Genomic DNA, 19,055 nt, shown 5'->3' with positions numbered 1-19,055 from the left:
TCGCTGGCAATGCCGGCTCCCACCGGGAGCGGCCTTGCCAGCGAAGGCCCCGTGGGTGAAAGTGTGTTTTTTTGTCATCCCGCATTTCAGGAGTCAGGAATGGAAGCGGCAACCAAGCTCGATCGGATCGATATCAACATCCTGGTCCAGTTGCAGAAAGACGGCCGCATGACCAACGTCAGCCTGGCCGAAGCCGTGGGGCTGTCGCCCAGCCCGTGCCTGCAACGGGTCAAGCGACTCGAGGCGGCAGGCTATATCAGCGGCTACGAAGCCCACCTGAACCTGGCCAAGTTCGCCAACTCGGTAACCATCTTCACCGAAGTCACACTGAGCGACCACAAACGCTCCGACTTTCAGAAATTCGAATCGAGCATTCGCAACATCGACGAAGTGCTCGAATGCCACCTGATCAGCGGTGGCTATGACTACCTGGTGCGCTTTCTGACCAGCAGCATCCAGCATTACCAGGAGCTGATGGAAACCATCCTCGACCAGAACATCGGCATCGAGAAGTACTTCAGCTACATCGTGATCAAGTCGCCGGTGATGAAGAACAAGGTGCCCCTGCGCAGCCTGCTCGCCGCCGTCTAGCGCCTGGCCTCGGCCTGCTGTTCATGCAGGCTGTCGAACAACGCCTGGGCCGCAGCCGACAGTTCGTGGCCCGGCTTGCTCAGCACCCCGATGGCACGTTCCACCGGGTCGCGCAGGGTGATGCAGCGCGCGCCCAGCTCGTGCATCTGGCCGGCGCACAGGGCCGGCACCGCGCTGACCCCAAGCCCGCTGGCCACCATGCGACCCACTGTCACCAGTTGATGGCTCTCGAACTCCACCGCCAGCTTCATGCCGCGCGCCTTGAGGTGCTCTTCGAGCATCACGCGCACGTTCGAGGGCCGTTGCAAGGTGATGAACGGCTGCTGCAGCAAGGTCTGCCAGTCGATTTCATCCAGCGCGGCCAGGGGCGAATCCAGCGGCACCACGGCAGTGAACCGGTCGACGTACAGGGGCGAGAACACCAGCGACGAGCCTTCGAACGGTTCGAACGCCACCCCCAGTTCCACCTGGCGGTCACGCACCATCTCCAGCACCTGTTCGTTGATCACGTCGTTCACCGTGACCCCGATGTTCGGGTAGCGGGTGCGAAAGTTCTTCAGGATGGGCGGCAGCAGGTTGCCGGCGAACGACGGCATCGCCGCAATGGTCACGCGCCCGCGCTGCAGGGTGAAGCGCTGGCGGATCTCGTCCTCGGCGTTGTCCCAGTCGGCAAGCAGGCGGCGCGCCAGGGGCAGCAGCGATTCGCCTTCCGGGGTCAGCGTGACGTTGCGCGTGGTGCGCGTGAACAGCCGCCCGCCCAGGCCCTCCTCCAGCGACTTGATGGTCAGGCTCAGTGCCGACTGCGACAGGTGCAGACGCTCGCAGGCCACCGCAAAACTCAGGCTCTGGGCCACTGCCCAGAAGGCACGCAGTTGCTTGACGGTCATGCTGACTCCGGCAAAAGGGGGAATTGTTGAGGTTTATCGATCAATCCATCTCAAAAATCAACTTAACAAATATATGTAATGGCGCAACACTCACGCCACTGGACCACTAACAAGGAGAATATTCCATGCAAGACGTCGTCATTGTCGCGGCCACTCGTACCGCCATCGGCAGTTTCCAGGGTTCGCTGGCCGCCATCCCGGCCCCGGAGCTGGGCGCAGCGGTGATCCGCCGCCTGCTGGAGCAGACCGGGCTGGCCGGCAGCGAAGTGGATGAGGTGATTCTGGGCCAGGTGCTCACCGCCGGCAGCGGCCAGAACCCGGCGCGCCAGGCCGCGATCAAGGCCGGCCTGCCCCATGCGGTACCGGCCCTGACCCTGAACAAGGTCTGCGGCTCGGGCCTCAAGGCCCTGCACCTGGGCGCCCAGGCGATCCGCTGTGGCGACGCCGAGGTGATCATCGCCGGCGGCATGGAGAACATGAGCCTGGCCCCCTACGTGCTGCCTGCCGCGCGCACCGGCCTGCGCATGGGCCATGCCAGCATGATCGACAGCATGATCAGCGACGGCCTGTGGGATGCCTTCAACGACTACCACATGGGCATCACCGCCGAGAACCTGGTGGACAAGTACGCCATCACCCGTGAGGCCCAGGACGCCTTTGCCGCCGCCTCGCAGCAAAAGGCCTGCGCGGCCATCGAAGCCGGCCGCTTTGCCGACGAGATCACCCCGATCCAGATCCCGCAGCGCAAGGGTGAGCCGCTGGTGTTCGCCACCGACGAACAGCCCCGCGCCGGCACCACCGCCGAGTCGCTGGCCAAGCTCAAGCCGGCGTTCAAGAAGGACGGCAGCGTGACGGCGGGCAACGCCTCGAGCCTCAACGACGGCGCAGCGGCGGTGCTGCTGATGAGCGCGGCCAAGGCCAAGGCCCTGGGCCTGCCGGTACTGGCGCGCATTGCGGCCTATGCCAATGCGGGCGTGGACCCGGCGATCATGGGTATCGGCCCGGTCAGCGCGACCCGTCGCTGCCTGCAGAAGGCCGACTGGTCGCTGGATCAGCTGGACCTGATCGAAGCCAACGAAGCCTTCGCGGCCCAGGCATTGTCGGTGGGCCAGGAGCTGGGCTGGGACGCGAGCAAGGTCAACGTCAACGGCGGCGCGATTGCCCTGGGCCACCCGATCGGTGCCTCGGGTTGCCGGGTGCTGGTGTCGTTGCTACACGAGATGATCAAGCGTGATGCGAAGAAGGGCCTGGCAACCCTGTGCATCGGTGGTGGGCAGGGTGTGGCGTTGGCCATCGAGCGCGCCTGACCCTCGATCTGCAGCGCCTCGTCGCGGGTCAAGCCCGCTCCCACAGGATTGCCGTGGCCCCTGTGGGAGCGGGCTTGACCCGCGATGGCGTCGACACCTTGCATCGCCTGGCTACTGCACCTGCACCATCAGTTCCACCTGCACCTTGGCCAGCATGTGCTCCATCCCCCCGCCCCGGCGCATTCCGCGCACCGGGCACGCATCCAGGTAATCCAGCCCCACCGCCAGCTTCAGGTGGCGCTCGGGCCTGGCCAGCCGATTGGTGATATCGAAACTGTACCAGCCCTCCCCCAGCCAGGCTTCGGCCCAGGCATGGCTGGCAAGGTGCGTGGCGTCCTCGGTGCACAGGTAGCCCGACACGTAGCGCGCCGGGATACCCAGGCTGCGCACACAGCCCAGAAACGCATGGGTATGGTCCTGGCAAACCCCCGCCTGCCTGGCGAACGACTCGGCCGCGGTAGTGCCCACCTCGGTCGCGCCGGGGCTGTAGGGCATGTGCTCGGCCAGCCCATTCATCAGCTCGATCAGCGCCGCCCTGTCGCGCCGCTCGCCGCAATGCTGCGCGGCAAACGCCAGCAGCGCCTCGTCGGCGGCGGTCAGCGGGCTGCTGCGCAGAAACGGCAGCGGGGACTGCAGGTCCGGCTCCACCTCGCGGGTGGGGTCGATTTCCACCTGGCCGTGGGCGCACAGCACGATCTCACCGTGGGGCTCGTCCAGGGTCAGTACATGCAGCACGTTGCCATAGGGGTCGAGCTGGCTGCGCACCTTGCGCGGCATGTCCACCTGCCAGTCGATGACCCGCTGGCGCTCGCTGTCCTGGGGCGTGAGGCGCAGGAACTGGATGCTGGTGCACACCTCGTTGGCATAGCTGTAGGTGGTGTCGTGGCGAATGGACAGTTTCATACCACCTCCAGGTAGGCGTCGTGAATGGCCTGGCCCAGGTCGCGTACCTGATCGATGAACTCGATCAGCCAGGCGTGCAGGCCTGCATCGAGGATCTCGTCGATGCCGGTGTAGCGCAGGCGAGCGTTGAGGCCGGCGGCCAGGCGCTGCGCCGGGCGGCCGTTGATGCCGGGCAGGTTGGACAGTTCAAGGTCCAGCTCCTGGATGCAGGCATGCAGCGAGCGCGGCACCTCGGCGCGCAACAGCAGCATTTCCGAAACCTGCTCGGCGTTCGGTGCGTTGCGGTAGATCTCGTTGAAAGCCTCGAACGACGACAGGGCGCGCAGCAAGGCGCTCCACTGGTAGTAGCCACGGGCCGACTTGTCGCTGACCTCCTCCGACTCCTCGCCAAACATCTCGTAGCGCGCATCCAGCAGGCGCAAGGTGTTGTCGGCACGTTCGATGAAGGTGCCCAGGCGAATGAAGCCATAGGCCTCGTTGCGCATGATGGTGCCCGAGGTGGCCCCGCGAAACAGGTGCGAACGCTCCCGCACCCATTCGCAGAACTGGCTGATGCCGTAGCGGCCCAGGCCGTTGCCGGCAATGGCGCGCATCTCCAGCCAGGTGGCATTGATGTTCTCCCACATGTCGGCGGTGATGCGCCCGCGCACGGCGTGGGCATTGCTGCGCGCCGCACGCAAACAGCAGTAGATGCTGCCGGGGTTGGCCTCGTCCAGGGCAAAGAAGTGCAGCATGTGCTCGGTGTCGAGCGCGCCGTGGCGGGCCTTGTAGTCTTCCAGCGTGCCGGCCGCCAGCAGCGACATGGCCAGCTCCGCGTGGCCGTCGCTGCGTCCGGCCTGGGGCATCAGCGACAGCGAATAGCTCACTTCGAGCATGCGCGCGAGGTTTTCCGCGCGCTCCAGGTAACGCGACATCCAGTAGAGGTCTGCAGCGGTTCTTGAAAGCATGGTTCAGTCCTCCACCACCCAGGTGTCCTTGGTACCGCCGCCCTGCGACGAGTTGACCACCAGCGAGCCTTCGCGCAGCGCCACCCGCGTGAGGCCGCCGGGCACCAGGCGGGTCTGGCTGCCCGACAGCACGAACGGGCGCAGGTCGATATGGCGCGGGGCAATGCCGCTTTCGACAAAGGTCGGGCAGGTGGACAGGCACAAGGTGGGCTGGGCGATGTAGTCCTGCGGCCGGGCCTTGAGGCGCAGGCGGAATGCTTCGATCTGCGCTGCCGTCGACGCCGGCCCCACCAGCATGCCGTAGCCCCCGGAGCCCTGGGTTTCCTTGACCACCAGGTGCTCCAGGTTGGCCAGCACATGGGACAGCTCGGCCGGCTTGCGGCACTGCCAGGTGGGCACGTTCTTCAGAATCGGCGCTTCGTCCAGGTAGAAGCGGATCATCTCGCCCACGTAGGGGTAGATCGACTTGTCGTCCGCCACCCCGGTGCCGACCGCATTGGCCAGCACCACGTTGCCCAGGCGGTAGGCGGCAATCAGGCCGGGCACCCCGAGCATCGACTCGGGGTTGAAGGTCAGCGGGTCGAGGAAGGCGTCATCCAGCCGGCGGTAGATCACGTCCACCGGCTGCGGGCCGCAGGTGGTGCGCATGAACACGCGGTCGTCACGCACGAACAGGTCGGCGCCTTCCACCAGTTCCACCCCCATTTCGCGGGCCAGGAACGCATGCTCGAAGTACGCACTGTTGAAGCGCCCCGGGGTCAGCACCACCACCGTGGGGTTGTCCAGCGGGCTGGCGCTCCTGAGCGTGTCGAGCAGCAGGTTGGGGTAATGGTCGATGGGCGCGATGCGCTGGGCGGCGAACAGCTCGGGGAACAGGCGCATCATCATCTTGCGGTCTTCGAGCATGTAGCTCACGCCGCTGGGGGTGCGCAGGTTGTCCTCGAGCACGTAGTAGCTGCCGTCGCCATCGCGCACCAGATCCACCCCCGCGATATGCGCATAGAGGCCCCGGTGCAGCCCCAGGCCACGCATGGCCACCTGGTAGCCCTCGTTGGCCAGCACCTGCTCGGCCGGGATGATGCCGGCCTTGAGGATGCGCTGTTCATGGTAGATATCGGCCAGGAACATGTTCAGTGCCTGCACCCGCTGGATGCAGCCACGCTCGATGACCTGCCATTCGCTGGCCTTGATGCTGCGCGGAATGATGTCGAACGGGATCAGGCGTTCGGTGCCCTGCTCGTCACCGTAGAGCGTGAAGGTGATGCCTGCGCGGTGGAACAGCAGGTCGGCTTCGCGGCGGCGTTGCGCCAGCAGTTCCAGCGGCGTGTCCGCCAGCCAGCGGGCAAACTCGCGGTAGTGCGGGCGACACTGGCCCCCTGCGGCATACATTTCGTCAAAAAAAGCTCCGGACATACCCCACTCCTCGCCGTGTTCGTAACGGCTTCTTCTAATTGGCTGCTGTCTTCCAGTACCCGGGCCTTTCAACAGACTTTAGCAAGGGCTGTGCCCAACGCCCGGGAATCGCTCTGCCACGCCCCTTGAACGCGGCGGGCGACCCGAGCGGTGCATGCATTTGCCCCATAACGGTGCGCGCAACCTGCCCGGTGCACGCTGCGCACCTTTTCGTAAAGACTTGTATCTACGGGGCCTCCCCAGCAGCACATGGCGATCTGGTGGCCTAGAATGCCGACACCTCTTTTCTGCGAGTTGCTGCCATGACCGCTTCGCCATTGCTGACCGCCTTCCTGCCCGTTGCGCTGGGCATCATCATGTTCGGCCTGGGGCTTTCGCTGACCCTGGCCGACTTCGCCCGGGTGGTGAAATACCCCAAGCCGGTGGTCATCGGCCTGGTGTGCCAGATCCTGCTGCTGCCCTTCATCTGCTTTCTGATTGCCAACGGTTTTGGCCTGGCACCGGCCCTGGCGGTCGGCCTGATGCTGCTGGCGGCCTCGCCCGGCGGCACCACCGCCAACCTGTTCAGCCACCTGGCGCACGGTGACGTGGCGCTCAACATCACGCTGACGGCGGTGAACTCGCTGATCGCGATCCTGACCATGCCGCTGCTGGTCAACCTGTCGCTGAGCTACTTCATGAGCGCCGACCAGGCCATCCCGCTGCAGTTCGCCAAGGTGCTGCAGGTGTTTGCCATCGTGCTGGTGCCGGTGGCGCTGGGCATGCTGGTGCGGCGCCTGACCCCGGCCTTCGCGGCGCGCATGGAGAAACCGATGAAGCTGGTGGCGGCGCTGTTTCTGGCCGGCACGGTGATGCTGGCGCTGATGAAAGACTGGGCCACCGTGGTCGAGTACGCGCCCCTGGTAGGCGCAGCCGCGCTGTTGTTCAACCTGGTGAGCCTGGGGCTGGGCTACTATGTGCCGCGGATGCTGAAGATTCCGAAGCGCCAGGCCATCGCCATCGGCATGGAGATCGGCATCCACAACGGTACGCTGGCGATTGCACTGGCGCTGAGCCCGACCCTGCTCAACAACTCGACCATGGCCATTCCGGCGGCGCTGTACAGCCTGATCATGTTCTTTACCGCCGCCGGGTTTGGCTGGTGGGTGAGCCGCAACCCGGAACCGGTGGCAGTGCTCGACTGACTGCACGGCAAGGCCGGCTGCTACGGGGTTCTGTGAACGGCGCAACCCCCTGTAGGCGCCGGCCTTGCCGGCGAAGGCCAACACCGTTCAATTGCGTTGCTCCAATCGCCGCTGCCGTCTGCCCAGCCAGCCCCCGGTAGCCGCCCACCCCAGCGCAATCCCCGCCCCGATCAGCATCGCCAGTTGCGGGTGCTCGCCCAGCACATCCAGCCCGCGCTTGACCCAGCCACTGAGCGCATCGCCACCGCGATAGACCACCGTGTCGATGAAGTTCTTGGCGCGGTACTTCTGCTCGGCCGGCAACACGGTGTACAGCATCTCGCGCCCCGGCCGTACCAGCGCATACTCCCCCGCACGGCGCACCACCATCACCACCACGAACACCGCAAACAGCGGGGCCAGGGCCAGCCACAGGAAGCCGGCCACCATCACCAGCGGCACCGCCACCAGCAACACGCCCACCCCCATGCGCCGCGCGATGCGCCCTGTGAAAAACAGCTGGGTGAGGATCGCCAGTGCCTGCACCACGGTGTCGATCAGGCCGAACACCTGGGTCTGGCGGGTGCGGTCGGTAAAGGTCTGTGCCACCAGCCGCGCCTGCTCGAAGTACAGGAAGGTACTGATGCTGGCCAGCAGCACCACGAACAGCGCCAGCATCAACAGGTAGGGCGAGCGAAGCACCTCGCCGGCCCCGGCGAACGGGTTGCCGCCCAGCGGCCGGGAGCGCGGGTGTTCGGCCTCCGCCGGCAAGGGCGCACGGTCGCGCCAACGCTGCAGGTAGGTTGCCGCGCCGATGCTGCCCAGCAGAAACAGCGTGGCCAGCATCACCAGCCCGGCATGCCCGACCACGCCCACCAGCAGGGTACCCAGTATCGGCCCCACCAGCCCGCCCAGGCTCGCACCGGCTGCCAGCAACCCGAACAGGCGCTTGGCCTGCTCGTTGCTGAACAGGTCGGCCAGTACGCTCCAGGCCAGCGAGATGCTCAGCAGGTTGAACACCGACAGCCAGATGTAGAACGCCCGGGCCACCCACAGGTTGTCGGGCTGCACCGCGAACACCAGGGCGAAGGCCAGCAGGTTGCTTGCCAGAAAGCCGTAGGTCCAGGGCAGGATCCTGCGCCGCCGGGCCCGCGCCACCACCCAGCCGAACAGCGGCAATGCCAGCAAGGTGACGATGAAGGTGCCGGTGAACAGCCATTGCAGGTTGTCGACGCCGCCGGCCACCCCCATGGTCTCGCGTACCGGGCGCAGCATGAAATAGCCGGCGAACAGCAGGAAGAACAGCGCAAGGCCGCCCACCACCGCCGGGGTTTCGTCGTCGTGAAAGGTGAACAGCCGGCCCAGCAGGCGCATCAGCCGAACATCTTGATCAGCGCCTGCTGCCGGGCCGTGTCGAGCAACGCGCCACTGCCGGCCTTGAGCTGGTCGCGTTGACGGTCCGGGCGGCTGGTGGCCGGGATCACGGTCGTCACTGCCGGGTGACTGAGGGCAAATTTGAGAAACAGCTGCGCCCAGCTGCCAATGCCGGCTTCGCCGGCCCAGCCCGGCAACGGCTGGCCCTTGACCCTGGCAAACAGCCTGCCGTCGTCGAAGGCGCGGTTGATCAGTACCGCCACGCCCTTGTCCTGTGCCAGCGGCAGCACCGTGCGCGCGGCGCCAGGTGCATTCACCGAATAGTGGATCTGGATGAAGTCCAGCGGCTCGCGGCGCAGGATGCGCTCCAGTTCGTCCAGCCCGCCATCGGTGTAATGGGTAACGCCCACGTAACGGGTCTTGCCCTGGGCCTTGAGTTCACGGGCGTAGGGCAGTTGGCGCTGCCAGTCGCGCAGGTTGTGCACCTGCAGCAGATCGACCTTGTCGGTGCGCAGGCTGCGCAGCGTCTGGGCCCATTGCGCCTGCGCCGCAGCCTGGCTGTCGGCGGCGATCTTGGTGGCCAGGAAGGTGCGCTCGCGCCAACCGCCCTCCTCCAGCAACTGGCCCAGTATCGCGTCGGCGCCGCCATAGTTGGGCGAGGTATCGATGACCCGGCCGCCACCGTCGAAGAACACCTGCAGCACCGCTTTGAGCTGCTGGTACTCGGGGGAACCCGCCGTCACCTCGAAACTGCCCGAGGTGCCGGCGCCGATCACCGGCAAGGCCTCGCCGGTGGACGGCACCTTGCGCTCGAGCAGCGCCGTGTGGGGCTGCGCCAGGGCGTGCGGGCGGCTCAGCAGCAGCCCCAGGCCAGCGGCCAGGGCAGCACTGGTGGCGAGAAAACGGCGACGCGTAGGCATGCGCAGGCCTCCTGCAAAGCGGCGTTGGAAGGGGTCAAAGGGTCAAGCATAGACCATGGCCCAACGGCGCCGATTTGCTCAATTGCCATGCGCTTCTATATTGAGCTAGTCCCTGTTGCGAGTGCCAAGCGTGGCCAGCACCGATCGGTTGATCATCTGCGAACACTGCGACTGCGTGTATGAACGGGTCGAGCTCGCCAAACACCAGAAAGCGCTATGCCTGCGTTGCGGCGCCGTGCTGCAGCGCCATAACGGCCTGGATGTACAGCAGCGCCTGGCGCTGAGCCTCACTGCAGCGATCCTGTGGATGTTCGCCAACTTCTACCCGGTGATGAGCATCAGCCTGCAAGGCCTGCACAACAGCGCCACGTTATGGGACTCGGTGCGCGCCCTGGCCACCGGGCCGATCACCTTCATCGCCCTGGTGGCCGCCATCGCGATCATCATCGCGCCGATGTTCCAGCTGTTGCTGCTGCTGTGGGTGCTGGTGCATGCCCTGGGCCGACGCCGCTCGCCGGCCTTCAGCCTGTGCATGCGCTGGCTGGAAACCCTGCGCCCGTGGAGCATGCTGGAGGTGTGCCTGCTGGGGTCGATGGTGGCGGTGTTCAAGCTGGCCGGGCTGCTCGATGTGCTGCCAGGCCTGGGGTTGATCGCCCTGGCCGCCCTGAGCCTGCTGATGATCCGCCTGGCCGGGCGCGATATCCGCGACCTGTGGGTGTACCTGTCTTGAACGCGCCGCCGCTGGCCAGCGAGCTGGGCCTGGTGCTGTGCCATGCCTGCGGGCTGGCCTGCGACAACCGCGACCACCCCACCCAGTGCCCTCGCTGCGCAGCGCCGCTGCATGAGCGCAAGCCCGAGTCGCTGACCCGAACCTGGGCGTACCTGATCGCCGCCCTGGTGTTCTACATCCCGGCCAACCTGCTGCCGGTGATGAACACCAAGCTGTTCGGTGCCGGCGACGACAGCACCATCATGAGTGGCGTGCTCGAGTTCTGGGCCCATGGCTCATGGGACATCGCACTGATCATCTTCATCGCCAGCATCGCGGTGCCGGCCACCAAGTTCGTGGCCCTGGGCCTGCTGCTGGTGACGGTGCAGCGCGGCAGTACCTGGGCCCAGCGCCAGCGTTCGAAGCTGTTCCGCTTCGTCGAGCTGATCGGCTACTGGTCGATGCTCGATGTGATCGTGGTGGCGCTGGTTGCCGCGCTGGTCAAGTTCCAGGCCCTGGGCGACATCGAGCCGCGCCTGGGCATTCTGTTTTTCGGCATGGTGGTGGTGTTCACCATGCTCGCGGCCATGAGCTTCGACCCCCGCCTGATCTGGCAACCGCCCAACGGCAAGGAACCCGCGCATGAGTGAAGACAGCAACCACAGCGCGGCACAACCGGCTCGCCCGGCGGTGCAGACCCGGCGCTTCAGCGTGTCGCTGGTGTGGATCGTGCCGATCGTGGCAGTGCTGGTGGGCATCTCGCTGGTGGTGCACAACTGGCTGCAGGAAGGCCCCAGTATCCAGGTCACCTTCAAGACCGGACAGGGGCTGGAGGCCAACAAGACAGCAGTGAAGTACCGCAACGTGGTGATCGGCCAGGTCAGCGAAGTGGAGCTCAGCCAGGACCAGAAGAGCGTCACCGCCACCATCAAGCTGGTCAAGCAGGCCGAGAACTTCACCCGCCAGGACTCGCTGTTCTGGGTGGTGCGCCCGCGCATCGGTGCGGGCGGCGTAACGGGTATCGACACGCTGTTCTCCGGTGACTTCATCGGCGCCGATGCCGGGCAGTCGGACACCCGCGCCAAGACCTTCACCGGCCTGGAGACACCACCGCCAATCACCTACGGCGAACCCGGCAAGCGCTTCAACCTGCATGCCTCCGACCTCGGCTCGCTGGGCGTCGGCTCGCCGGTGTACTACCGCAAGATCCAGGTCGGCCAGGTGGTGTCGTACGCGCTGGACGCCAACGGCAAAGGGGTCAATGTCGAAGTGTTCGTGCACGCCCCCAACGATGCCTTCGTCACCGACAACACGCGGTTCTGGAACGCCAGCGGCGTGGATGTCGAGGTGGGTGCCAACGGCTTTGCCCTGCGCACCGAGTCGCTGTCGTCGCTGATGGTCGGCGGCGTGGCCTTCAGGGCCCCGGACTACAGCCCCGACGACCAGCCGGCAGCCGAGGACAAGACCTTCGAGCTGTTCGACGACCGCCCCGCCGCCCTCGCCCCGCCGGCGGGCAAGGCGCAGTACCTGGCGCTGCGCTTCGACCAGTCGCTGCGCGGGCTCAAGGTAGGCGCACCGGTGGAGTTCCTGGGCATGGAATTCGGCCGGGTAGTCGCCATCAACCTCGACTTCGACGCCAAGACCCGCACTTTTCCGGTGAATGTGGGCATCGTGATCTACCCGCAACGCCTGGGCCAGGCGCATACCAAGATGCTCAAGGTGCTCAATCACAACCCTGACGATGAACAGGCCGGCGTCCGCCTGATGGGCACCTTCATCGACAACGGCCTGCGCGCCCAGGCCCGCAGCGGCAACCTGTTGACCGGACAGTTGTACATCGCCCTGGATTTCTACCCCAAGGCGCCCAAGGTGACCTTCGACCCGAGCGCGCGCCCCATCACCATCCCGACCATCCCCAGCAGCCTGGAGCAACTGCAGGAGCAGTTCCAGGCCATGGTCGAGAAGATCAACAAGCTGCCCATCGAACGCATCGCCGGCAACCTGGACGCCAACCTGGTGGAACTGCGCAAGGCGCTCAAGCAGTTCAACGGCAAGACCCTGCCCGGCATCGAGGGCACGCTGCAGGACATGAGCACCACGCTCAAGAGTGCCAATGCGACCCTGGCCGACGACTCGCCACAGCGTGAGCAGCTGTCGCAGACCCTGGACGACCTGGGCCGCATGACCCGCTCGATGCGCGAGCTGGCCGACTACCTCAAGCGCAACCCCGAGTCGCTGCTGCGCGGGCGGCCCGACAATGCCCCTGCCGATGCCTTGCAACCTTCCTCGCGCCAATGAGCACTGGAGCCCGCCCCATGACCTATCTGCTCAAACCTTCGCTGCTTGGCATCGCGCTGTTGCTGGCGGCCTGTCGCAGCGAGCCGGTGCACTACCACACCCTGGTGCCTGCGCAGCTGCAGGCCGGGGCTACCCGTGCGGTAGACGTACGCATAGAGTCCATCAGCGTGCCGCCCCAGGTCGACCGCGAGCAGATTGTCGTGCGCCAGGGCGACAGCGGCCTGGCGGTGCTCGACAGTGAATGGTGGGGCGCCAGCCTGGTGGATGAACTGCGCAGCGCCTTGAGTGGCCAGCTCAACAGCAATGCACCGCGCACCCTGGGCCTGCGCCTGGAGGTGCAGCGCTTCGACTCGGTACCCGGGCAATACGCCCTGCTGGAGGCGCGCTGGCGCCTGCGTACGCTGGGCGGCGATGCCAACCGCCCCGCCCTGCGCTGCCACAGCCTGGTACGCAGTGCGGCGGGCACCGGGATTGCCGAGCTGGTAGCAGCCCAGCAACGCAACGTGGCGCGCCTTGCAGGGCTGATAGCCCAGGCGGCCGATGACACCCGGGCCGGGTGCCCGGCCTCCGGTTCCTGAGGCATCGGGCCGGTCAGCTTACTGGGCCGAGCCCACCGGCATGCCCTGCGGCCCCGGTGTGACCACCACGTCCAGGTCGATATGCTTGAACTCGGGCTTGGCACCAAGGCGTGCATTGAAGCGGTAGTTGAAACTGAACGGATCGTTGGTCGGCACGTTGAGCGCGTGTCCGTAGATCGGCTCGACCGCCGCGGCGTCATACCCCAGCAACTGCAGCAGCGTGGGGAAGATGTTGTAGTGGCTTGAGCGGTCCTTGTTGGTCGCCAGTTGCGCCTGCCAGTCCAAGGTCTTCAGGCCCTGACCCTGGATTACCACCAGCGGCACCAGGCCCTCTTCCTCCACCGGGTTCTCGCCACAGTGGGTGTTGAGCCCCGGGTTGCCGCGCTCATGCAGGTCCTGGCCATGGTCGGAGGTGTAGATGATCACCGCCTGGCTCAGGTCGGCCTGGGCAAACAGGCGCTTGAAGAATTCGCCCACGCTCCACAGCACGCTGTTCTTGTACGAGTTGCGGTACAGCACCCAGTCCTGCGGGGTACCACTGAACCCGTCGCGCTGACCGGTATCGGCGATGTCGGCATAGTGGCCCCGCGGCAACGCCGGCGTGTAGGTCATGAACGCATCCGGGTACTTGTCGTGCACCGGAAAATGCACCCCCACCTTGTTGATCACGATCAGTTGCGGCTTGCCGTCGCCCAGCAGCTCCACGAGCTTTTGCAGTGCGGCCATGTCGCGGTCGCGCACCGGGGTGGTGTCGAACTGGATGAACTGGTCGATGTCGCGCTTTTCGGTGGCATCCATCAGGTTCTGCAGGTTGCCGCCGGTGCGCTGGCTGTCGATGTAGACGGTGCCAAGCCCGGCCTGTTTGGCGTACTGCCAGATCGACGGCAGGGTCGAGTTGATGCGCAGGTAATCGCTGCGGGTGCCGCCGTAGCGCAGCGTGACGTTGGTGTCGGCGCTGCAATTGGCGATGGAGGCGGCATAGCCGTAGTTGAAGATGCTGGCCCCCGGCTGGGGGTGGGTGAGGTTGCTGGTGACCCCGTTGGGGGTATTGAGGTCCAGGTAGTTGCCCGAAACGCTCTCGTCGATGATCAGCACGATATCGCGCGCCAATGGCGGGCCGCTGCGCGCCAGCGTCACTGGCTGGCGCGGGCCCACGCTGTCGTGCAGCGATTCGTAGAGGAACAGGTTCAGGTAGGCCAGCGGCGTGTACATCACCGGCAGGCCGCGTGCGCCCTCGCCGGCACGCACGAACAGGATGCCGGTCAACAGCGCCAGGCCCAGCAGCGGTGCGGCCCACGCCAGGGTGCCGGGCAGCCGCTGCACCGGGTCCGGGCGCAGGCCCAGCCCCAGCAGCAACAGCAGCCCCTTGGCCGCGACCCCCAGGATCACGCTGTGGTACTGCTCAAGCGCCTCGCCGATGAACCCACCCGAATACACCATCGAAACGAAGGCGCTGTAGGTGAGGTATTCGGCGGTTATGCGCGTATAGGCGTCGAAAAACACCGCGCTGGCACAGAACCCCACTGCAAACAGCCAGCGCACCAGGCCCTGGCGTATGTTCGCGCACAGCCACAGGGCAGCCACCAGCAGCACGAACACACCGGCATACAACACCAGTGCCACCCCCAGCCCGATCGCCTCGAGACGCTCGAGGTAGTACGCATGGAAACTCAGAAGGTAGACCAGCAGCAACAGTCCCTTGATGTAAACGCGCATGACTTCCCCGCCAGAATTGTTTCCCCCCAGCCCACTGAGGTTTCCCACACGGTAGCAGGATGCCGACAAAGCGCAAACCACAGTTTGTCAAAAAAATGACGAAATGTAGGGCGCCGATTATGACGCTTTTGAAGCGCGAATCTGATGCATTCGCGAAACAACCCACATTCCACGAGCCACGTTTTACGCGGGCTACGACCGTTCATCGCATTGACAACCGGCCAAGTGCCAGCCCATTTCGACGCTAAGGTACGGATTGGAAAAGGGTTGATGGCAAAACAGTGGAACTCCTACCACCTGTAACTCTACAGATACATGCCATAGGTTTGACACAAACCGGCTCAGCTGGTCTATACCGAATTCACACCCGCTGTTTCACTTTCATTACTCCATACGAGGCACGCCAGCATGGATGTGAGCGTATTTGGCACCGGTTATGTCGGACTTGTGCAAGCTGCCGCTTTGGCTGACGTAGGTCACCGGGTACTTTGTGTCGATGTAGACGCCCATAAAATCAGTCAGTTGCGACAAGGTGTTCCACCTATTCATGAGCCTGGCCTGTCGGGCATGCTCGAGGAAAACATCAAGGAAGGTCGGCTGTCGTTCAGTACCCAGGCCAGCGATGCCGTCGCCCACGCCGAGCTGATCTTCATTGCAGTCGGCACCCCACCGGACGAAGACGGCTCGGCCGACCTTTCCCACGTGCTGGGCGTCACCCGGCAGATCGCCGGCCTGATGGCGGCGCACCGCACCCTGATCATCAAGTCCACCGTGCCGGTGGGCACCGCCGACAAAGTGGCCGCGCTCGCCCGCGAGGAGCTCGACCGGCTGGGCAAGCATCAACTGCAGGTGCGCGTGGTCTCCAACCCCGAGTTTCTCAAGGAAGGCAGCGCCCTGGCCGACTGCATGCGCCCGGATCGGATCATCGTCGGTACCGCCGATGACCAGGCCCAGCAGCAGTTGTCCGAGCTGTACGCGCCGTTCTGCCGCAATCATGAAAAGCTCATGTTCATGGACAACCGCAGCGCCGAGCTGACCAAGTACGCGGCCAACGCCATGCTCGCCACGCGCATCAGCTTCATGAACGAACTGGCCAACCTCAGCGAGTTCCTCGGTGCCGACATTGAATCGGTGCGCAAGGGCATCGGCTCGGACCCACGCATCGGCTACCACTTCATCTACCCGGGCTGTGGCTTTGGCGGGTCGTGCTTCCCCAAGGACCTGCGTGCGCTGCTGCATACCGCCGAACACAGCGGCATGCCGCTGCGCCTGCTGCAGAGCGTGAGCGAAATCAACGACAGCCAGCGCCAGATCCTGTTCAGCAAGCTCAAGCGCAGCTTCCCCGGCAGCCTGAAGGGCAAATCCATCGCCCTGTGGGGCCTGGCCTTCAAACCCAATACCGACGACATGCGCGAAGCCCCCAGCCGCTACCTGATGGAGGCGCTGTGGGCCGAGGGCGCCACGGTGCGCGCCTTCGACCCCGAAGCCATGGCCGAATGCCGGCGCCTGTATGGCTACCGCGACGACCTGCAACTGTGCGCCACCCGTGACGACACCCTGGAGGATGCCGATGCGCTGGTGATCTGCACCGAGTGGAAGACCTTCCGCGTGGTGGATTTCAACCTGCTGGCGCAAAAGCTGCGCCAACGCCTGATCATCGACGGACGCAACCTCTACAGCCCCGAACAGGTGGCAACCTTCGGCCTGACCTACAGCGGCATCGGCCTGCGCCAGGTACAACCGCAGGTATCGGCGCCATGAGAATACTGGTCACCGGTGCGGCCGGCTTCATCGGCGCACACTGCACACTGCGCCTGTTGCGCGACGGCCATCAGGTCGTGGGCCTGGACAATTTCAACGACTACTACGACCCCGCGCTCAAGCAAGACCGCGTGCGCTGGGTCCAGGCCCAGGCCGGCGATTTCGACCTGCGCCGCCTGGACCTGGCCGACGGCCCAGGCATCGAGGCGCTGTTCGCCGAGTTCGCCCCCGAGGTGGTGATCCACCTGGCCGCCCAGGCCGGGGTGCGCTATTCGCTGGACAACCCGCGCGCCTACGTGGACAGCAACCTGGTGGGTTTCCTCAACATGCTCGAGGCCTGCCGCCGCCATCCGGTGCAGCACCTGCTGTATGCCTCCTCAAGCTCGGTGTACGGCAGCAACCAGCGCACACCCTATGCCGTGCAGGACGCAGTGGACCATCCGCTGTCGCTGTACGCCGCGAGCAAGAAGGCCAACGAACTGATGGCCCACAGCTACAGCCACCTGTTCGCCATCCCCACCACCGGGCTGCGCTTTTTCACCGTGTACGGCCCCTGGGGGCGCCCGGACATGTCGCCCATCCAGTTCGCCCAGGCCATCAGCCAGGGCCACCCGCTCAAGCTGTTCAACTACGGCCAGCACCAGCGCGACTTCACCTACATCGACGACATCGTCGAAAGCCTGGTGCGCCTGATCCCGCTGGCCCCGGTCAGCGACCCGGCCTGGGACCGCCTGGCCAGCGACCCGGCCAGCAGCCACGCGCCCTGGCGCATCTACAACATCGGTGGGCAACGGCCGGTGGCCCTGACCGACTACGTGGCGCTGCTGGAAAAACACCTGCAGCGCACCGCCCAGGTCGAGTTGCTGCCCCTGCAGCCCGGTGACGTGCTGGACACCTGCGCCGATGCCAGTGCCCTGGCCCAGGCCACCGGCTTCACCCCGTGCATCTCGCTGGACGAAGGGCTGCGCCGCTTCGTCGCCTGGTTCGTCGATTATTACGCGCACACGCCCGACGACGCTGTGCGGTCCATCGGGCAAACGCCGGTTGCCGCGCCCGAGCATCAACGGAGGGTGGTATGACAGGCCAACAGAAAAGTGCTGAAACCCAGGCCCTGCGCCAGGACAAACGCATGGACCCCAATCACCGCATGCGCATCGATGCGGCGATTCACATGCAGGGCCGTGGCTGGATGACCGGGCGCGCCGGCGGGCGGCCGTGGACGCTGTCGCGCACCAACCGCGTGCTGTCGTTCATCGGCGCGCTGATGATCGTGCTGTTGATTTCACCGCTGCTGCTGGTGCTGGCCGTGCTGGTCAAGCTGAGCAGCCCCGGCCCGGTGTTCTTCGTGCAGCAGCGCACCGGCTACCGCGGGCGCAGCTTCGGCATGTACAAGTTCCGCACCATGGTCGCCAACGCCGAGGACCTCAAGGAGTCGGTGCGCCACCTGAACAAGCACGGCGCCGACGCCATCGACTTCAAGATCGACAAGGACCCGCGCGTAACCCGCATCGGCAGCTTCCTGCGGCGCAGCAGCCTGGACGAGCTGCCCAACCTGTTCAACGTGATCCGCGGCGAAATGCGCCTGGTGGGCCCTCGCCCGACCTCCTTCAACGCCTATCGCTACAAGGACAGCCACCTGGCGCGCCTGAGCATCTACCCCGGCATGACCGGCCTGTGGCAGATCTCGGGGCGCAGCAACATCGACTTCGACCAGCGGGTCGAGCTTGACCTGAGTTACATCGCCGAACAGAGCTTGAGCCTGGACCTGAAGATCCTGCTCAAGACCCCCTTCAAAGTCTTCAGCGGCCACGGAGCAAGTTGAATGGACGGTTCTACTTCGAGAAGTCTGACCATCGCCACCCCCAGCGAAACCAACCTGACGTCCACCGTGCTGGACCAGGAGCAGCGCGTGCTGCTGCTGACCGCGGCCAATACCGGCAGCGGTACCAGCACCAGTGCGCTGGCCTTCGCCAAGCAGCTGACGCTGATGAGCGGCGGACCGGTACTGCTGGTGGACAGCAGCCCTACCAGCAACAGCCTGACCCAGCAGATGGGCCTGCAGAAGCTGCCCGGCTTTCGCGACCTGCTGTTCGAGCAGGACACCCCGCCCGTGCTGCAGGACTGCCTGGTGCGGGTGTCCGACCAGCCTTTCGACATGCTGCCGTGCGGCCAGTACCGGCGTGGCAACGAACGCCTCAACCCGGACCGCCTGCGTGCCCTGCTGAGCCAGCTCAGCGCGCACTACCGCTTCGTGGTCATCGACGGCGAGGCGGTGTACTCCAGCGTCGACAGCCTGGTGATCGGCACCCTGGTCGATGGCGTGATCCTGGTGGTCACCGCCGAGGACACCCGCTGGGAGGTCGCCCAGGCCGCCGCCCAGCGCCTGACCCAGGCCGGCGCCAAGCTGATCGGCAGCGTGTTCAACCGACGCCGCTACTACATGCCCAAATGGCTTTACAACAATCTCTGAGCAGCCAGGCTAAGGATG

At 65.5% G+C, this 19,055-nt stretch carries 18 protein-coding genes; 11 read left to right on the top strand and 7 right to left on the bottom strand.

Features of this window, described 5'->3' with window-relative positions; genetic code table 11:
- Positions 1-99 precede the first annotated feature (99 nt).
- Positions 100-591 (top strand): winged helix-turn-helix transcriptional regulator, encoded by a 492-nt coding sequence (locus tag QMX96_RS07615; protein WP_043861218.1) that lies wholly within the window; start codon positions 100-102, stop codon positions 589-591.
- Here the strand turns inward: QMX96_RS07615 and QMX96_RS07610 are convergent.
- Positions 588-1,478, bottom strand: coding sequence for a LysR family transcriptional regulator (locus tag QMX96_RS07610; protein WP_043861217.1), 891 nt, complete (start codon positions 1,476-1,478; stop codon positions 588-590). The genes QMX96_RS07615 and QMX96_RS07610 overlap by 4 nt on opposite strands.
- A 125-nt stretch (positions 1,479-1,603) precedes the next feature.
- Between QMX96_RS07610 and QMX96_RS07605 the strand changes: the two genes are divergently transcribed.
- The gene (locus QMX96_RS07605) at positions 1,604-2,785 is read left to right on the top strand and encodes an acetyl-CoA C-acetyltransferase (RefSeq protein WP_043861216.1); all 1,182 of its coding nucleotides are present in this window, start codon (positions 1,604-1,606) and stop codon (positions 2,783-2,785) included.
- Positions 2,786-2,896: 111 nt separating this feature from the next.
- Here QMX96_RS07605 and QMX96_RS07600 read toward each other — a convergent pair whose 3' ends face one another.
- The 3 genes from QMX96_RS07600 to QMX96_RS07590 are packed head-to-tail and all read right to left on the bottom strand — an operon-like array spanning position 2,897 to position 6,048.
- Positions 2,897-3,688 carry a transglutaminase family protein gene (locus QMX96_RS07600; RefSeq protein ID WP_282361497.1) on the bottom strand — a complete coding sequence of 264 codons (792 nt, stop codon included), beginning with the start codon at positions 3,686-3,688 and terminating at the stop codon, positions 2,897-2,899.
- Entirely contained in the window at positions 3,685-4,635 is a 951-nt protein-coding gene (locus tag QMX96_RS07595; RefSeq protein ID WP_043861214.1) for an alpha-E domain-containing protein, read from the bottom strand. Before QMX96_RS07595 ends, QMX96_RS07600 begins: the two co-directional genes overlap by 4 nt.
- A gap of 3 nt (positions 4,636-4,638) precedes the next feature.
- Positions 4,639-6,048, bottom strand: coding sequence for a circularly permuted type 2 ATP-grasp protein (locus tag QMX96_RS07590; protein WP_043861213.1), 1,410 nt, complete (start codon positions 6,046-6,048; stop codon positions 4,639-4,641).
- Between the two features lie 302 nt (positions 6,049-6,350).
- Here QMX96_RS07590 and QMX96_RS07585 point away from each other — a divergent pair, with 302 nt between their 5' ends.
- Complete coding sequence (locus QMX96_RS07585; RefSeq protein WP_043861212.1) at positions 6,351-7,232, top strand: bile acid:sodium symporter family protein; 882 nt, start codon at positions 6,351-6,353, stop codon at positions 7,230-7,232.
- An 87-nt stretch (positions 7,233-7,319) separates the two neighbouring features.
- Here QMX96_RS07585 and QMX96_RS07580 read toward each other — a convergent pair whose 3' ends face one another.
- Both QMX96_RS07580 and QMX96_RS07575 read right to left on the bottom strand, forming a co-directional pair.
- Positions 7,320-8,585: an MFS transporter gene (locus tag QMX96_RS07580; RefSeq protein ID WP_282361495.1), complete on the bottom strand. Its 1,266-nt coding sequence runs from the start codon at positions 8,583-8,585 to the stop codon at positions 7,320-7,322.
- Entirely contained in the window at positions 8,585-9,505 is a 921-nt protein-coding gene (locus QMX96_RS07575; protein WP_196932198.1) for an aldo/keto reductase, read from the bottom strand. The genes QMX96_RS07580 and QMX96_RS07575 overlap by 1 nt, the downstream gene beginning before the upstream one ends.
- A gap of 130 nt (positions 9,506-9,635) precedes the next feature.
- On the opposite strand from QMX96_RS07575, the gene QMX96_RS07570 reads away from it, so the two are divergent.
- From QMX96_RS07570 to QMX96_RS07555, 4 genes are read left to right on the top strand one after another with little or no spacing between them, the layout of a single operon-like run.
- Positions 9,636-10,235, top strand: a complete 600-nt coding sequence (locus tag QMX96_RS07570) for a paraquat-inducible protein A (protein ID WP_043860615.1) — start codon at positions 9,636-9,638, stop codon at positions 10,233-10,235.
- Positions 10,232-10,864: a paraquat-inducible protein A gene (locus tag QMX96_RS07565; RefSeq protein ID WP_043860614.1), complete on the top strand. Its 633-nt coding sequence runs from the start codon at positions 10,232-10,234 to the stop codon at positions 10,862-10,864. Before QMX96_RS07570 ends, QMX96_RS07565 begins: the two co-directional genes overlap by 4 nt.
- Entirely contained in the window at positions 10,857-12,512 is a 1,656-nt protein-coding gene (locus QMX96_RS07560) for an MlaD family protein (RefSeq protein ID WP_100632732.1), read from the top strand. The genes QMX96_RS07565 and QMX96_RS07560 overlap by 8 nt, the downstream gene beginning before the upstream one ends.
- Positions 12,513-12,529: 17 nt before the next feature.
- Positions 12,530-13,090, top strand: a complete 561-nt coding sequence (locus QMX96_RS07555) for a PqiC family protein (RefSeq protein WP_043860612.1) — start codon at positions 12,530-12,532, stop codon at positions 13,088-13,090.
- 18 nt (positions 13,091-13,108) lie between these two features.
- Here the strand turns inward: QMX96_RS07555 and QMX96_RS07550 are convergent, their stop codons facing one another.
- On the bottom strand, positions 13,109-14,806 hold the full coding sequence (locus tag QMX96_RS07550; protein WP_104572482.1) for a sulfatase-like hydrolase/transferase: 1,698 nt from the start codon (positions 14,804-14,806) through the stop codon (positions 13,109-13,111).
- 408 nt (positions 14,807-15,214) lie between these two features.
- On the opposite strand from QMX96_RS07550, the gene QMX96_RS07545 reads away from it, so the two are divergent.
- From QMX96_RS07545 to QMX96_RS07530, 4 genes are read left to right on the top strand one after another with little or no spacing between them, the layout of a single operon-like run.
- A complete protein-coding gene (locus QMX96_RS07545) occupies positions 15,215-16,567 on the top strand; it encodes a UDP-glucose/GDP-mannose dehydrogenase family protein (RefSeq protein ID WP_043860610.1) in 1,353 nt (450 codons plus the stop codon).
- A complete protein-coding gene (locus QMX96_RS07540) occupies positions 16,564-17,646 on the top strand; it encodes an NAD-dependent epimerase (protein ID WP_282361494.1) in 1,083 nt (360 codons plus the stop codon). Before QMX96_RS07545 ends, QMX96_RS07540 begins: the two co-directional genes overlap by 4 nt.
- Positions 17,643-18,389 (top strand): sugar transferase, encoded by a 747-nt coding sequence (locus QMX96_RS07535; RefSeq protein ID WP_043860608.1) that lies wholly within the window; start codon positions 17,643-17,645, stop codon positions 18,387-18,389. Before QMX96_RS07540 ends, QMX96_RS07535 begins: the two co-directional genes overlap by 4 nt.
- Complete coding sequence (locus QMX96_RS07530; RefSeq protein ID WP_043860607.1) at positions 18,390-19,037, top strand: CpsD/CapB family tyrosine-protein kinase; 648 nt, start codon at positions 18,390-18,392, stop codon at positions 19,035-19,037.
- The last annotated feature ends 18 nt before the right edge of the window (positions 19,038-19,055 follow it).

Source organism: Pseudomonas sp. PS01300 (genome assembly GCF_029960155.1).
GTDB classification, from domain to species: domain Bacteria; phylum Pseudomonadota; class Gammaproteobacteria; order Pseudomonadales; family Pseudomonadaceae; genus Aquipseudomonas; species Aquipseudomonas palmensis.
Note: the sequence above shows the minus strand (reverse complement) of the source record. Positions and strands in the feature narration are given on the sequence as shown.